This is a genomic window from Yoonia ponticola, assembly GCF_014199395.1.
Taxonomy (GTDB): domain Bacteria; phylum Pseudomonadota; class Alphaproteobacteria; order Rhodobacterales; family Rhodobacteraceae; genus Yoonia; species Yoonia ponticola.
In genome coordinates this window covers 36,873-50,733 of the sequence record NZ_JACIJM010000014.1, presented here as the reverse complement: position 1 = coordinate 50,733, position 13,861 = coordinate 36,873, and the positions used below count along the sequence as shown (strand labels likewise).

Genomic DNA, 13,861 nt, shown 5'->3' with positions numbered 1-13,861 from the left:
CGTCAGGTGCCGATAACGAGTTGCAGGTCGTCGCCCAGATCGTAAGGTGGGATGTCGAGGTTGCGTGGGGCCGGCCCCTTCCGGATCCGGCCCGAGGTATCGTAATGCGATCCGTGGCACGGGCAGAACCAACCGCCGAACTCGCCCACCGCCGACCCATCCTGCCCCAGCGGAATGCACCCCAGATGGGTGCAGACACCGATGACGATCAGCCATTCGCCATCCTCGCCCGCCGCGCGGTTTTCATCCAGCGCTGGCTCTTCACTACTTGCGTTCGGATTCTCGACTGCTTCGTCAACAGGATCGGGAAGCTGGTCGGGATCGACGGCTCGTGCAGCCTCAATTGCGGCTGGTGACCGGCGCCAGACGAAGACCGGGCGCCCCTGCCATTTCACGGTAATACGTTGACCCGGTTCGACGCCGGAAAGATCAACCCTGACCGTGCCGGACGCGGTCACGTCGGCCGAGGGGTTCATCGAATTGATCAACGGCCAGACCGCCGCGCCTGCGGCAATCGCGCCGGTTGAGGCCGTTGCGTAATACAGGAAATCGCGGCGCTCTGTTGCGGGCAATTGATTGGTTTCGTCAATGGTCTGGCGCATCATGATTCCTCCGATTTGACGTTCATTTTGGCTGCGGCGACAGGGCTTTCGACGTGAACACCCGCATCGACATGCAGCACCTCGCCCGTGATGCCGCCGGTATATTCGCTGGCGAACAGCAGGGCGGCGCGGCCCACCTCGTCGGCCGTGACGTTGCGCCGCAATGGGGCAACTCGCGCGGTCGCGTCCAGAAGACCCGCAAAGCCGGTCAGCCCGGACGCCGCGCGGGTCATCACGGGTCCCGCCGAAATGGCGTTGACGCGGATGTTCGACGGCCCGAGTTCGTGAGCCAGATAGCGCACGGTGGCTTCAAGCGCCGCCTTGACCGGCCCCATCACGTTGTAATTCTCCACCACACGTTCGCCACCCAGATAGCTCAGAATGATCAGGCTGCCGCCGCTTTTCATCAGGGGCTCGGCAAGATGCGCCATGCGGATCAGCGATTGGACGGACACATGCATCGCTTGGGAAAACCCTGCAGCCGAACAGTCAGTCAGGCGGCCATGAAGGTCGCCGGGCGGCACGCTGCCCACGGCATGAAGGATGAAATCCAATTTTCCCCAGCGGTCCGTGATGGCGTCGAAGACAGCGTCGAGTTCGTGCGGCGCATTCACGTCACAGGGCAGCAGGATCGGCGCTTCGAGACGTGCAGCCAATGGCACCACATGAGGTTTGGTGCGCTCATCGACGTAGGTGATGGCGAGCTCGGCACCCGCTTGACGGAAATGCAGGGCAGCAGGCCACGCCAGACTGCGATCATTGGCGATGCCGACAACCAGACCCTTCCGGCCGGACAGATCAAGCAGTTCCGCAGGATCGCAGCATGCGTCGAATTCAGGCATTCTCCGACACTGCCTCGGTATCGGCGGAAGCTTCGGTCTTCTTGTCGTGCGCACCATGACGCTTGGCCGACTTGCCATGTTTGTGTCCGCCATGTCCGTGCCCGAAAAGGTGCATGGCGGCCATTCCGCCGAAGACGAGAACCAAAACCCAGTTTTCAAAAAGCCATTCCATAATTGTTCATTCCTTTTTTGATGAGGCCGACAGTTTTTCCGCCTGTGTGACTGCCGCGGCGAACGGGAAATTGCCGAACATCGCGCCGAAGACATGGGTGATCCAGGCATCGCGTCCCTTGCGCCATGCGCCTATACCCTCGCCGGTGCGCGCCGACAGCGCACGCTCGGCCACGATCGCGGGGTGGTCGTCCGGCAATGGTGAGCGCGTCTCGCGCAGCGTTTCGGCGGTGGACTTGATCAGGGCCATCCACGGGTTCACCTGTTCGGAGAACATCATTCTGGTCCAGCGCATGGGGTGCAGCGCACGGAGCGCCTCAGCGCTGGCCGGGGTCGTCGCGGCGCGGATCCAAGGACTGACGAAAGTCGAATAGACCGCCTCGTTGATCCGCGATATCTGCGCCACTTGTTTCAAGGCCGCATCGTCCGATGCAATGCCCAGATCATCGACCTCGCGCGGCTCGAATCGCACCTCAAAATCGCCGGTCTCGCAGTCCGGGTCACCCGACGGGTTGTCGATCACCATCTCGTAGAGACCCGGGGAAAGGGCCTCGACATCGTCCAGGCTTTCCAGAATCGCACGATGCTGGAGCCGCGCGACAGAGCCGGAGACGAAGATGCCCAGATGCCCGACACGCGGATGCGTCATATAGACGATGCGCTGCCCGGCTGCCTTGAGCGCATCGGTATCGGGATAAAGCTTGCCAATCCACCCCATTGCCTGTTCGGGCGGCGTGATGTTGTCACCGTCCGAGGCGAAGATGATCAGTGGATTGCTGATGCGCTTAAGATCGACGGTGCAATGCGCATCCAGCTGCATCTCGCCCTGTTCCAGCCGGTTGCCGATGAACAGGTTCTGCGTGATGCCGAGGATTTCCTCGCGGCTGAGCGTGTAGTAGCCATTCCACCAGCGTTCGAACTCAAGGAACCGCTCGCGTTCGGTGTCGGCATGGGCAAAGAGGTTCGCGTATTTGTCCCAGATCGCCTTTTCGGGTTGCAGGGTCTCAAAATTCTGCGCCAGCCAGGCACCGTCGAACCGCCCGTCCCCCAGATCGGAGATCATATGGGCGGCCCATGCCCCGCCCGACAGTGCGCCCATCATCCGCATCGGGCTGCTTGCCGCCTCGCCCGACCAGTAGCTGAGCGGCGAGCCGTTCAGCACCACGGGTCCGGTCAGACCGTCGCAATCCGCCGCCAGCAGCGTGGCCGCCCAACCGGCCTGGCAATTGGCGTAGAGCACGGGGGCTGTGTCCGGGTGACGGCGAGCGACCTCGGAGACGAAGTCGCGCAAGGCATAATGCACATCCGACAGCGTCTGATGTGGCATGGGCTCGGGGTAGAAGATCACGAAATAGACCGGATGGCCCTCGTGCATCGCCATGCCGACCTCGCTGTCGCGCTTGAACCCGCCGATACCGGGCCCGTGCCCGGCGCGCGGATCGATGACGATCACGGGCGGCTTGGCCTCGTCCACGCAATCGTCCCAGCAATCGTCGCCGACCCGCGTGATCCTGAGCAGCGCGTAGTTGGCCGACCGCTCAAAGGTGCGTGCGTCCAGCAGCAGTTCGTAATCGAAATCCAGTAGCGGCGGCATGCCCTGCCGCTCATGCGCGATCATGTTGTCGGCGCGTTCACCCAGCGTGTCGAGAAACAGCATCCAGCGTTCAAAGGCGTCTTGAGCATAGGAAACGTGAGTGCCTATCTTCGCGTCATCGGAGGCAGCTGCGGGGGGGTGCTCCGGCGCCACGGTTGCAAGGCGCAAGCTCTTATTCATCGCTGATTTCCTTCTCATAGTTGGTCTTTGCGGGCGGTCTCTTCGCATCCAGCAGAAGCACGAAATCCTTCGCCACATCCTCGCGCAGACCGGAAAGGAGATAGGTCGCATCGCCAGGTGCAATGCCCAGTGCACTTGCCGCAAGTGTCCGGGGTTGTTTCATCACTTCCACACGGTTGAACATCGCGCGCGCCATCGGGGCATCTGCGTACGCGGAGGTCTCGGCACATGCGCAGGTCATCCGGGAAAAAAAGACGCGAAGATCGTCATCGGATGATGGTTGACGGGGTACTCCCGAGTTCCAATCCGACGTGATACGTGGCATGTTCAATTTCTCCTGCGGTTGTGCCTTCGGGCAGACTCACAGAAGAAGACGCTGGATCATGGAAATCGTTACAGACCCGACTTCGCTGCGATCAGGATAGTTGTCCCTCTTCTTCGCAATCAGTCTCGTGTTTGTCGTTCTCGCAGCCCTCGGGCGGACAGTAACAATCGTCCCGGTCCTCTTGGCAGCACTTGCCGCAATGCGTTGTAAGCGCCTCGCGCAAAGCAGTGCGTGCCCGGTGTAGCCGGACACCAAGTGCGTTGCGGTTAAGCCGCAGATCGGCTGCCACGCTTTCGCGATCCTCTTCGCCGAAATCGATGCGCCGGATCAGTTCGGCATCCGCCGGGCGCAGTTCGGAAATCAGCCCGCCATGGCAGGTGCACAGCCGCGCCATCTGTGAGGGCGCATCGGCAATCCATTCCTCTGGTTCGCGCGCCGCCGCCGCCGCCAGGCGGCTGCGCCGGGTCCCTTTGCGGTAGTGATCGTTCAAAGTGGACCGCAGGATTGTGTAGAGCCACGCATCCATTCGTTCGACGTCTCGGAGCTGATCCTTGCGTGACAGCACGCGGATGCAGAAGTCTTGCAGGACATCCTCTGCATCTGCGCGGTTGCCAAGCCGTTTGACCAGAAATCCCATAAACGCTCCGCGCCCGTCCAACAGGGCGCGTTCCGGCGAAGCGTCGGGCACATCGGGCTTGCCACTGTCTTGCGATGCCATGATGTCTCTGCCCTTTCCAAGAGGTTTGCGAAGGTGCGATCAGCGCCGATACAGCGCTGATTCGAGCATTGTCTCTCTAACGTACAATTTGCCCCTCCGCGCGTCACTCTGAATAAGCAACACACATTCGTATCGAAGCAAACAGGCTTTCGACGAAGACAATAGCCGAAACGACCGTTTGAAAACAGGTTAACAGGTTGTTCTGTATTATCGACCTTGAGACCGCCGTGTTCCCTTTAAGTTGACGAACACGATCCCCAAAATGACCAGCGCAATACCGGAAAATTGAATCCCGGACAGGCGTTCCCCGAAAAACAAGGCACCAATTGAAAGACCGAAGATCGGAACAAGAAAGCTGAACACAATCGCCCGGTTCAGTTCAACTGCCTCCAGCACGGAAAACCAGAGCCAATACACCAGCGCTGAGCCGAACAGCGCCAGCCCCAAAAGCGATGCCGTGAAGACCGCGTTCCATTGAATGGCGTTTTGATCTTCCAGCGCGAGGGCTGCGAACGCGAGCGGCGCGCTGCCGATGAGCAACTGTAACCCCATTGCAAAAAGCCCGTCCACTTTGCCGGCGATGGACTTGATGGCCACGTTGCTGATGGTCACCCCAACCGCGGCCAAAACGATATAGGCGAAACCGATGGCCGACCCCTCTTGCCCTCCATCAAGCAATTGCGGCAGCGCGATCACGAGGATTCCCATGAATCCGATCGAAAGGCCGACCCAACCGACCTTCGGCAGCCTTTCGCCAAGCCATACAACACCCAGTATTGCGGCCAGCAGCGGCTGCGCGTTTGCGATGACCGTGGCGAGGCCCGGAGACACGAATTCTGCTGCATGAAACATGCCCAGAAATCCCAAACTTGTCGCACCAATCCCGACGATCCCCAAGGTCAACCACGTGCGCCAACCGCGCGGGAATGGTCTGCGCAAAATCATGGCCAGACCCACCAAAGTTGCTCCGGCCAGAACTGCGCGCATTGTCGCAAAAGTCAGATGCGGCGAGTATTGCAGCCCTGCCGTGATCAACGGAAAGCACGCCGCCCACAGGAACATGGCCAAAACGATTTTGGTTATGACAGTCGGCGACATCGAGATTTCCTTTCCAAGTCAGAAGTGGCAGGAATTGCAGAAATTTTCCGATGTGCCAACTCAGGGGCGAAGTAAGAAGACGCTGCGGCAGCCGAAACCTTACGCATTCCTGGGCATACGCCCGTTGGCCCGGGTTCCAAAAGACCGCGCCTGTGCATACCCAACAGCAAAACCACCAACAATCAGGTCACCCGAAGCACCCGAAAAAGTGTAACGTTCTCGATGGTTCGGCGTCTTACTTTTCAGAGGTGTATCATGAATCACGACCCGAATGATCGGTTATCCACAGCAGATCAGCCCAACACAGCCGCCAAGGATGCGGACATCGCTGTCCGTCGCTCGCTGGTGGAAGGTCGGCAGCATATCCTGAATTTCCTGCGTCGGCGACTGGGAGATCCGGAGGCAGCCGAGGATGTCCTGCAAACGTTCATGCTGCGCGCCATTGACCGCTCCGAGCAACTTCGCGATGTGCGCGCCGTTCGTGGCTGGCTCGGCCAGATTCTGGCGTCGTCCATCGCCGACTACGGTCGCAAGGTTTCGCGAAGGCGCCAGAGGGAGGTAGTCATGGCCCCAACCGACCTGGACAGCGTCCAAAACGGGTTCGACGAAGAACTCGACGAGGCGATATGCAATTGTCTGTACAAGCTGTTGCCGACGCTCAGACCGGAATATGCCGAAGTAATCTGGCGCGTCGATCTTCAGGAGCAGCCGCGCGATGCTGTCGCCAAAGACCTTGGCATCACCTTGAACAACATCACGGTCCGCCTTCACCGGGGTCGGCAGGCGTTGAAGACAAGGTTGGAACAGATGTGCCTGACCTGCCCGGTTCATGGCTTTCTCGATTGCGATTGCGACGCAGCGGAAAAGGCCCGCGCTCGTTTTCAAGCGATGAAGGACGACGCCGGAGCGAAAACGACGGACTGAGCCCCGATGTGCTGGCCCTCTCTCACCGGCGTGTCTGCAATTCACGGATCGCGTTCTATTGTCCGCCAGCGAGGACACGCCGATCCGTTTTCCAAGGGTTCCGCCTACGCACGCCTGTGCACCGCGGGCACCGTGTCGGCAGGCCGCTGCGCTGTAATGAACCTTGTCATCTTTCGTCTGTTTTATCAGAAAGCGGCGGTTGACGCCGCCTGCCGACAAAAAACAAGACGGAGCAAGCGATCATGTCCAATAGCGAAACCTCTCCCGACGAACGCTTTGAACAAGAAGGTAGCCGGATTGAAACCGGACGTCTCGCACCGGGACGGGCGGCCATGTGGTTGCTCGCCAAATCGCTGCGACGCCTCGTTCAAAACGGACGCCTCACCATCTACGATCCCTGCGGCCAGACGTGGCATTTCGGCCCCGGCGGCGAACCCGCCGTTTCCGTCCGTTTGACCGAAAAGGTGCTGCCTGTGCAACTTCTGGTGAACCCCAGCATTGCACTTGGCGAGGCTTATATGGACGGGACGCTGCGCATTGAAACTGGCAGCCTGCGCGACCTCCTCTCGATCTGCATGACCGACATAGATACTATCGACGCATTGCCTGGCAGACGATTGACCCGCTGGCTGGACGCATTCCTGAGCCGCAGGCTGCATCATAATCCGATCAGCCGGTCTCACGCGAACGTGGCGCATCACTACGACATCTCGACCGAACTCTACGACCTTTTTCTGGATGCGGATCGACAATACTCCTGCGCCTACTTCCCGATCGGGACCGAAACGTTGGACGAGGCCCAGGCCTTCAAGAAAAAGCACATCGCAGCAAAGCTCTTGATGCGACCCGGTCTGGAGGTTCTCGACATCGGCTCGGGCTGGGGCGGGCTGGCGATGGAGCTTGCCCAGCAACACGAGGCGCGCGTGACCGGGCTCAGCCTCTCGACCGAACAGATTGCCGCTGCCCGCGAACGTGCCCAGCAAACCGGCCTGTTTGATCAGGTGGCCTTTGAACGGCGCGATTACCGCGAAGAGCATGGGCTATACGATCGCGTCGTGTCCGTAGGTATGTTCGAGCATGTGGGCCGCAGCGGATTCGATGCGTTTTTTACCACCCTTCAGCGCGTTCTCAGGCCCGATGGCGTCGCACTTTTGCATGCGATCGGCAGGATGGCGCCCAAAGGCGGCAGCGATCCGTGGATCCGCAAATACGTCTTCCCCGGGGGCTATCTGCCCACGCTGTCCGAAACCATCGCGGCAGCAGAGCGTGCGGGAATGTGGGTCACGGATGTCGAGGTCCTGCGGTTGCATTATGCCGAGACTCTGCGCCACTGGTCCGAACGATTTGCCCAGGAACGCGAAACAGCGCGCATGCTTTACGACGAGCGGTTCTGCCGTATGTGGGAATTCTATCTGGCTGTCTGCGAAATGGCGTTCCGGAATGGGCGGTTGATGGTCTTCCAGATCCAGCTTGCCAAGCGCCGTGATGCGGTTCCGCTGACCCGTGACTATATCGCCAAGGGGCTTTGTCAGGTTGTTTTGTCAGGACGAGACCAGGAACCGCGCCCCGTTCAAGCAGCCATTTCAGCCGCATAGTTGTTCCACAGGCTGAACGCGTCAGCCCGAGATTGGCGGTAGGGTGCTGCGGAAAGGCGGTGGCGTTTTGGTCGGAAGATGGTCGCGGTCTGATCATGGACGGATAGAAGACGCTGCGCCTGGCGTGGGGATTTGAAACGACCCATGATTTTTTCTCTTCGTCGTGTGTGTCGATGCGACGCCTCTGATCGGTTGTTCAAACCCTTGTGGGATCGATGATCTACGCTTGGGCAAAGGTCACGGACGGCCACGCCATAGCTGCGCAGTTTGTCCGTCACGAGGACGCGTGGCACACCCCATCGCTTCATTAACTTCATCAGGAAACGCTTGGCGGCATGGGCATTTCTGCGGCTTTGCATCAGGATCTCCAGTACGTCTCCGTTAGCGTCGACCGCTCGCCAAAGCCAATGTTTTCGCCCTCGAATTGAAATCACGACTTCGTCCAGGTGCCATTTGTCGGCGGGAACCGGGCGATCGCGACGGATCTTGGCCGCTAGCTGCGTTCCGAACCGCTGGCACCACACCCGGATGCTTTCATACGAGACTATTACGCCCCGTTCCGCCAATAGATCCTCGACATCGCGCAGGCTCAGGCCAAACCGATGGTACGCCCAGATGGCATAAGAGATGATGGACCGAGGGAACCGGAAGCCCTTCAGACGCGGCTGTGAAACTTGGCTGATCATGCCCGATGGCTATGCGTGCAGCCGGGCCGCGTCAACAACATGACAAAGCCCGGGGACAAAACCCCCAATTTGATCCTTCGCTTTGTGGGACAAATCACCGATTCGATATGTACGCAGCGCGTCAACTTATTGAGCGTTGCGGAGAAGATTCCACAACATCTTGAGTAACGCCGCTCGAAGCTAATTTTAGCTCGCATTAACATGCTGTTAGCGTCATAGCTTGAAGAAATTGATAGCGCGACATCATTTGTTAAAGCAGCATCCCGCAAAAAATTTGTTGCCTGAGGATAAGTTGCGTGTCATGAGTTCAGTTGTCGCAGTTTGACGTAAATCACGCGGTTTAGCGACGAAATACAGATGACCCACTAAGAGGTCGTGAGGGCAGTATGAATTCAAACGCAGATATCGCGCAAACCAACTCTATCGCCGCATCTATTGCGTCGAACGCTGCCCGCCTGTCAGAGGCGCTTAACAATCATATGCGCAATAGCTTTCAGCCCGATAGCAGAAAGACGCTGCGTAAATTTCATCCTGCAGAGGTTTCAGAGCTGACCGGGATCAGCATGTCGAACCTTCGGACGCGGCATCAGGAAGGCGATTTTCCCGATGTAGAGACTGATTCCAGAGGTCGCAGGCTCTACACAGCCCAAGAGATCAACCAAATTCGCCATGTGATGGCGAAGACTGGTCGGAACGGTGAAACATATCTTCCCGGTCGGCGAGAGAACGATGCCCTTCAGATTATTTCTATTGTCAACTTTAAGGGCGGCTCTAGCAAGACAACCAGCGCCATCCACTTGGCCCAACGCTACGCTTTGCGAGGCTATCGCGTACTTGCAATCGACATGGACCCACAGGCAAGCTTGACTACTATGTTCGGATACCGTCCGGAGATTGAGTTCGCGGAAAGCGGTACGGTTTATGACGCGTTAAAGTACGAAGACCCGGTGCCGCTGAGCCAAATTATCCGAAAGACTTACTTTCACAATCTTGATCTCGCCCCCGCCGGCCTGTTGTTATCAGAGTATGAGACCGAAACAGCCTACGCGCTTCAGCACAAGGTTGATCCGCCATTTACTCAACGTCTTGCAATCGCGATCGACGAGATTGAGGCAAACTACGATCTTGTCATCATCGATTGCCCGCCTCAGCTTGGCTTTACAACCATGACCGCTTTGTTGGCGTCTACAGGCCTTCTGATCACAGTCGTTCCCAGTATGTTGGATGTCGCTTCAATGGCGCAATTCCTTGAAATGGCTGGAGAAACTGTCCAGACCCTTGAGGAGGCAGCCGGACCTATTGACTGGAATTTCCTTAAGTTCTTGATTGCTCGATATGAGCCAACCGACGTGCCACAATCACAAATGGCAGGTTTTTTGAGGTCTATTCTCTTGGATCAAGTGTTGACTACACCAATGCTCAAATCCACCGCAATCTCAGACGCTGGGATGACGCAGCAAACCATCTATGAATTGGACCCCTCTCAGGTCGTGAAAAAGACTCTAACCCGGATATTGGAGTCAGTTAATGGTGTCGCTGATGAATTCGAAAACACAATACAGCAAGCTTGGGGAAGGGAAACTGACTAATGGCCCGTCGAAACCTATTCCAGCCTCCTCCCCCACCTGACACAGACAACTCGGCGGTTCCAGCCAGTGAGCAGAAGGTACGTTTTCCTAATACTGGGGCGATGAGTGGCGTGAAGTCCACTTTAAAGGATGTGGCGAGCAACGCTGTGAGAGAAATCTCGGTTGATGTCATAGAAGAAAATGGCCCTAAGGACCGGCTCTCTTTCAGCGATGCTGATGTTGTAAAGCTAGCTGAAAGCATTAAGGCTCACGGCCAACAAGTGCCTATCATGGTGCGCCCGATTGCGGACAAACCCGGACACTATAAGATCGTCTATGGTCGCCGTAGACTGCGGGCTTTGAGATCGCTCGGTATCCCTGCGAAAGCACTTGTCAGGTCTCTTTCTGACGAGGAAGCAATCCTCGCCCAGGGGCAAGAAAATACCCAGCGTTTGGATCCCAGCTTCATTGAAAAAGCGCTGTTCGCGGCTGAACTTTCCTCAAGTGGATACGAACAGGGCATCATTCTTGATGCCCTCGCGGTGGACAAACCAATGTTGTCTAGAATGACCAAAGTAGCGCGGTCCATTCCAAAGTCAGTCATTGAGCAGATTGGATCCGCTCATGGCATTGGACGAAGACGCTGGGAAGAACTTGCGGACCAGTCGCGTAACAACAGCATCGATCTTGAACAGGTTACCTCAGCACTTCAGCTTAATGCGACTAAAAGTCCCGACGACCGCTTTAGCATGATCTGTGGCGCCGTTAGTCAGATGCTGAAACCTAAGGCAACTAGTAAACCCGTTCCCTCCCCTACCCTCGCCATCAAGCTTAGTGATGGGACTGCCATAGCAGAGGTGAAAGAAACGGCCCGTGCTTTGACGGTTAAGCTGTCGAAGGCTGAAGCCCCAGAATTTGCTCAGTGGATGCGTAACAACGCAGAAGCGGAGCTTACACGCCTCTATGAGGCATGGCAGGCAGAGCGAAAGCCTGACTGATTATCGACCGAGCAGAAACACCAAAAAAGGAGCACACCAACAGCCTAAAAAGAAAGAGCCCCCCAAGGTTTCCCAAGGAGAGCCCGATCTGTTCTTTGCACTTTCAGATTTAACAGCTTCTCCGCGCCAGTCAACAACAACCGATTCGGTTGTTGAAGATTTGCGGCCTTTTTTCTGATTTTCAGGGTTATTGGCGCCTTTCACATCAGGTTGTCGTGAAAAATACATGGCATTTAAACAAGCAACTGCACCCTCCGGGTTGCGGACCGGTGAATTATTGTCCGCGGACAACTCCATTCCAGAGCGCCACATCATTGTTGCGACACTGCGAAATGCGGCCCCCCGCTTGGGTCTCAGCGCTTCTGTGATTTCAACCCTAGACGCAATGCTTTCGTGCCTCGCACCTAAGCGCAACCACCACACAGTGTTTGCATCGAACGCAACACTCACATTTAGACGCAATGGCATCTCTGACCGGACGATCCGGCGCCACGCAGCAACGTTGCAAGAGATCGGGCTGCTTGTTCGCCACGACAGCGCAAATAGAAAACGCTTCACAAAACGCAGCAGCCATGAAGGCAAAGCGTTGCGGTTCGGATTTGACCTATCGCCACTCTTTGATCGTCTGCATGAACTTGCGGCATTGGCAGCAGAGGTGATGCAAGAGCGAGAACAAGTTGATTACCTGCGCACCAAAATCCGCGCAGCGGCGAACGCGTGTCTAGCCGAAAACCCAAACGACGAAAGGGCCCTCAACACCTTCCGTATCCTACGTCGTAAGTTATCCCTCGAAGACTGTGAACGGATCCTTTCAGAGCTGGCAATCTCTGAAATCGCAGCCGAGTCTACGAATGATCCGAGTTCTAGTTTAACAACAACTATGACCGCCAATGACGGTCAATTTGTCCGACACCATCATAAGTCAAATAAAGAACTTATTGATAAAGAGAAGGTTGCTCTAAAAAATGAAAAGTTATCTCCAACTTCAGACGCTCCAATCTCCATCCCAGAGTTGTTATTCGCTTGCCCCGTCGCGGCCGAATTTTCGTTGAAAAGAGTAGAAACGATGCATGATGTCGTTAGCCACGCTCGAACCCTTGCTCCAATGATTGGGATCACCAGCCAAAGCTATGAAGCAGCGCATAAACGCCTCGGCGCACTAAGAGCCGCAGCGACAGTTTGGGCGATTATGCAGTTCCATGACAGGATTCGAGCAGTGGGTGCATACTTTCGATCAATCACCACTGGTTCAAAGAGTGCCGATTTTAGCCCCGAAAGGTTAATACGGCGTCTCGCCACGGCCCAGAGCTATCCAAGTATGAACCTGTAATTGTCCGCGGACAATTTTCTTACCCGAACGCCGTTGAAAAGTCGTTCATGACGATTGCTATCGCGAATAGGCGCGATCCCTGACATGTGGCCCTTTCTGGGCAACGCGCTACGCACCGATGAACAGCCGGTGCGCCACTTCGAGGCCTTTGCATTGCCGCCCAGGCGAGAGGGCGAGTATCTGAACGGGCTGATAAGCACGCTCACGCTGCCTCCTCGGCACGAATGATCAAGGTGACCGACGGCATCAACTCTGGCATCTTTTCGCTCCTGTCACAGTTAGCGATCGCCACCATTGAAAGAAGCGAGGAACGCATCTCCTCGCATGACAGCCTCGGCGACGACCGGTTGCAGGCGGTCTTGGGAGAGCCGGTGTGACGGCGCGCGGACGCCTACCGGTGTTGTCACGTTAACTCGCTGAGCTTGCAAGTTGGCGTGCCGATCGTTGATCAAGGGACGTTTGCCGCGGATTTCCACACCTCGAATGCTTCGGGTCGATGGTAGCGAATGGTGAGAGCGGAACGACGGCGGACTGGTACGGAGAAGGAATTGCGGGTTGCAGATTGCATCGAGACGAAACGTTGTAAACTACCCGGCGATCGGAAACCCTGCATCACCCGCTCTCGTTTTCGGAAAGGCAAATGGCTGTTTTCTGCGCGGATATTCAGCCCTTGTTTGACCAATGATCAAGGCCAGGCGCGACCTCGCGTTTTGCTGCCCCGTAGGAGCGCAGCTTGTCCGTAACAATCCTTTGGGAAACGAAGCCCCAGCGTTTCATCAGTTAGACCAAAAGCCACTTTGCCGCGCGCTTGTCTCGCCTGAATTGAAGGATTTCCTCTAGGACGATGCCGTGTTAATCGACCGCGCGCCGCAGCCAATATGACCGGCCCGCGATTTTCACGACGACTTCGTCTAAGTGCCAGACATCGCCGGGCCGCGGCCGCGGCCGCCGTCGCCGCAGGACGTGGACGATCAGAGGGCCGAACTTGACAGTCCAGCGCCGGATAGTCGAGACGTCCACGCCACGTGCTAGCATCATCTCCTCGACCTCGCGCAGGCTCAGGTTGAACCGGACGTAGAGCCAGACAACATGACCGATGATCTGAGGGGGGAACCGGTGGCGCTTGTAGCTGATTTTCAATACCTGCATCGAAATCCCCTACGCCTAGATCAATGCGCCAGCAACCACACGACTGTTAACGTGACAACACCGCATGGACCAGTACCAGCA

General features: G+C 57.1%; 15 protein-coding genes and 1 pseudogene. 7 read left to right on the top strand and 9 right to left on the bottom strand.

The window, feature by feature from the left end:
* Window positions 1-2 precede the first annotated feature (2 nt).
* From petA to FHS72_RS16880, 7 genes are all read right to left on the bottom strand, one after another.
* Window positions 3-605, bottom strand: a complete 603-nt coding sequence (gene petA, locus FHS72_RS16910; protein ID WP_183530923.1) for a ubiquinol-cytochrome c reductase iron-sulfur subunit — start codon at window positions 603-605, stop codon at window positions 3-5.
* Entirely contained in the window at window positions 602-1,444 is an 843-nt protein-coding gene (gene fabI, locus FHS72_RS16905; RefSeq protein ID WP_183530922.1) for an enoyl-ACP reductase FabI, read from the bottom strand. Before fabI ends, petA begins: the two co-directional genes overlap by 4 nt.
* Window positions 1,437-1,616 (bottom strand): hypothetical protein, encoded by a 180-nt coding sequence (locus tag FHS72_RS16900; RefSeq protein ID WP_183530921.1) that lies wholly within the window; start codon window positions 1,614-1,616, stop codon window positions 1,437-1,439. The genes fabI and FHS72_RS16900 overlap by 8 nt, the downstream gene beginning before the upstream one ends.
* A 6-nt stretch (window positions 1,617-1,622) precedes the next feature.
* Window positions 1,623-3,389, bottom strand: coding sequence for a DUF3141 domain-containing protein (locus FHS72_RS16895; RefSeq protein ID WP_183530920.1), 1,767 nt, complete (start codon window positions 3,387-3,389; stop codon window positions 1,623-1,625).
* Window positions 3,382-3,714, bottom strand: coding sequence for a hypothetical protein (locus FHS72_RS16890; protein WP_237273920.1), 333 nt, complete (start codon window positions 3,712-3,714; stop codon window positions 3,382-3,384). Before FHS72_RS16890 ends, FHS72_RS16895 begins: the two co-directional genes overlap by 8 nt.
* Window positions 3,715-3,805: 91 nt before the next feature.
* Window positions 3,806-4,432 (bottom strand): RNA polymerase sigma factor, encoded by a 627-nt coding sequence (locus FHS72_RS16885; RefSeq protein WP_183530919.1) that lies wholly within the window; start codon window positions 4,430-4,432, stop codon window positions 3,806-3,808.
* Window positions 4,433-4,639: 207 nt separating this feature from the next.
* Window positions 4,640-5,494, bottom strand: a complete 855-nt coding sequence (locus tag FHS72_RS16880; protein WP_246414844.1) for a DMT family transporter — start codon at window positions 5,492-5,494, stop codon at window positions 4,640-4,642.
* Here FHS72_RS16880 and FHS72_RS16875 point away from each other — a divergent pair.
* The 3 genes from FHS72_RS16875 to FHS72_RS16865 all read left to right on the top strand — a co-directional run bounded on the left by FHS72_RS16875 (window position 5,493) and on the right by FHS72_RS16865 (window position 8,049).
* Complete coding sequence (locus FHS72_RS16875; protein ID WP_162655213.1) at window positions 5,493-5,744, top strand: hypothetical protein; 252 nt, start codon at window positions 5,493-5,495, stop codon at window positions 5,742-5,744. The genes FHS72_RS16880 and FHS72_RS16875 overlap by 2 nt on opposite strands.
* 41 nt (window positions 5,745-5,785) lie before the next feature.
* Window positions 5,786-6,454 carry an RNA polymerase sigma factor gene (locus FHS72_RS16870; RefSeq protein ID WP_008282897.1) on the top strand — a complete coding sequence of 223 codons (669 nt, stop codon included), beginning with the start codon at window positions 5,786-5,788 and terminating at the stop codon, window positions 6,452-6,454.
* Between the two features lie 242 nt (window positions 6,455-6,696).
* Window positions 6,697-8,049: an SAM-dependent methyltransferase gene (locus FHS72_RS16865; protein WP_246414843.1), complete on the top strand. Its 1,353-nt coding sequence runs from the start codon at window positions 6,697-6,699 to the stop codon at window positions 8,047-8,049.
* Here FHS72_RS16865 and FHS72_RS16860 read toward each other — a convergent pair.
* Entirely contained in the window at window positions 8,025-8,735 is a 711-nt protein-coding gene (locus FHS72_RS16860) for an IS6 family transposase (protein WP_183530917.1), read from the bottom strand. The two genes, FHS72_RS16865 and FHS72_RS16860, sit on opposite strands and share 25 nt — an antisense overlap.
* Window positions 8,736-9,121: 386 nt before the next feature.
* Between FHS72_RS16860 and repA the strand changes: the two genes are divergently transcribed.
* From repA to FHS72_RS16840, 4 genes are all read left to right on the top strand, one after another.
* Complete coding sequence (gene repA, locus FHS72_RS16855) at window positions 9,122-10,324, top strand: plasmid partitioning protein RepA (protein WP_183530916.1); 1,203 nt, start codon at window positions 9,122-9,124, stop codon at window positions 10,322-10,324.
* Window positions 10,324-11,301: a plasmid partitioning protein RepB gene (repB, locus tag FHS72_RS16850; protein ID WP_183530915.1), complete on the top strand. Its 978-nt coding sequence runs from the start codon at window positions 10,324-10,326 to the stop codon at window positions 11,299-11,301. Before repA ends, repB begins: the two co-directional genes overlap by 1 nt.
* Before the next feature lie 226 nt (window positions 11,302-11,527).
* Window positions 11,528-12,631, top strand: coding sequence for a plasmid replication protein RepC (gene repC, locus FHS72_RS16845; RefSeq protein WP_183530914.1), 1,104 nt, complete (start codon window positions 11,528-11,530; stop codon window positions 12,629-12,631).
* Window positions 12,632-12,855: 224 nt separating this feature from the next.
* Window positions 12,856-13,008, top strand: coding sequence for a hypothetical protein (locus FHS72_RS16840; protein ID WP_221235458.1), 153 nt, complete (start codon window positions 12,856-12,858; stop codon window positions 13,006-13,008).
* Window positions 13,009-13,079: 71 nt separating this feature from the next.
* Here FHS72_RS16840 and FHS72_RS16835 read toward each other — a convergent pair.
* Window positions 13,080-13,780: pseudogene (locus FHS72_RS16835) on the bottom strand (IS6 family transposase).
* Window positions 13,781-13,861 lie beyond the last annotated feature (81 nt).

Coding starts and splice junctions, on each gene's coding strand:
- petA (WP_183530923.1), bottom strand. CDS start 605: ATGATGCGCCAGACCATTGACGAAACCAATCAATTGCCCGCAACAGAG.
- fabI (WP_183530922.1), bottom strand. CDS start 1,444: ATGCCTGAATTCGACGCATGCTGCGATCCTGCGGAACTGCTTGATCTG.
- FHS72_RS16900 (WP_183530921.1), bottom strand. CDS start 1,616: ATGGAATGGCTTTTTGAAAACTGGGTTTTGGTTCTCGTCTTCGGCGGA.
- FHS72_RS16895 (WP_183530920.1), bottom strand. CDS start 3,389: ATGAATAAGAGCTTGCGCCTTGCAACCGTGGCGCCGGAGCACCCCCCC.
- FHS72_RS16890 (WP_237273920.1), bottom strand. CDS start 3,714: ATGCCACGTATCACGTCGGATTGGAACTCGGGAGTACCCCGTCAACCA.
- FHS72_RS16885 (WP_183530919.1), bottom strand. CDS start 4,432: ATGGCATCGCAAGACAGTGGCAAGCCCGATGTGCCCGACGCTTCGCCG.
- FHS72_RS16875 (WP_162655213.1), top strand. CDS start 5,493: ATGGCCAAAACGATTTTGGTTATGACAGTCGGCGACATCGAGATTTCC.
- FHS72_RS16880 (WP_246414844.1), bottom strand. CDS start 5,494: ATGTTCCTGTGGGCGGCGTGCTTTCCGTTGATCACGGCAGGGCTGCAA.
- FHS72_RS16870 (WP_008282897.1), top strand. CDS start 5,786: ATGAATCACGACCCGAATGATCGGTTATCCACAGCAGATCAGCCCAAC.
- FHS72_RS16865 (WP_246414843.1), top strand. CDS start 6,697: ATGTCCAATAGCGAAACCTCTCCCGACGAACGCTTTGAACAAGAAGGT.
- FHS72_RS16860 (WP_183530917.1), bottom strand. CDS start 8,735: ATGATCAGCCAAGTTTCACAGCCGCGTCTGAAGGGCTTCCGGTTCCCT.
- repA (WP_183530916.1), top strand. CDS start 9,122: ATGAATTCAAACGCAGATATCGCGCAAACCAACTCTATCGCCGCATCT.
- repB (WP_183530915.1), top strand. CDS start 10,324: ATGGCCCGTCGAAACCTATTCCAGCCTCCTCCCCCACCTGACACAGAC.
- repC (WP_183530914.1), top strand. CDS start 11,528: ATGGCATTTAAACAAGCAACTGCACCCTCCGGGTTGCGGACCGGTGAA.
- FHS72_RS16840 (WP_221235458.1), top strand. CDS start 12,856: ATGATCAAGGTGACCGACGGCATCAACTCTGGCATCTTTTCGCTCCTG.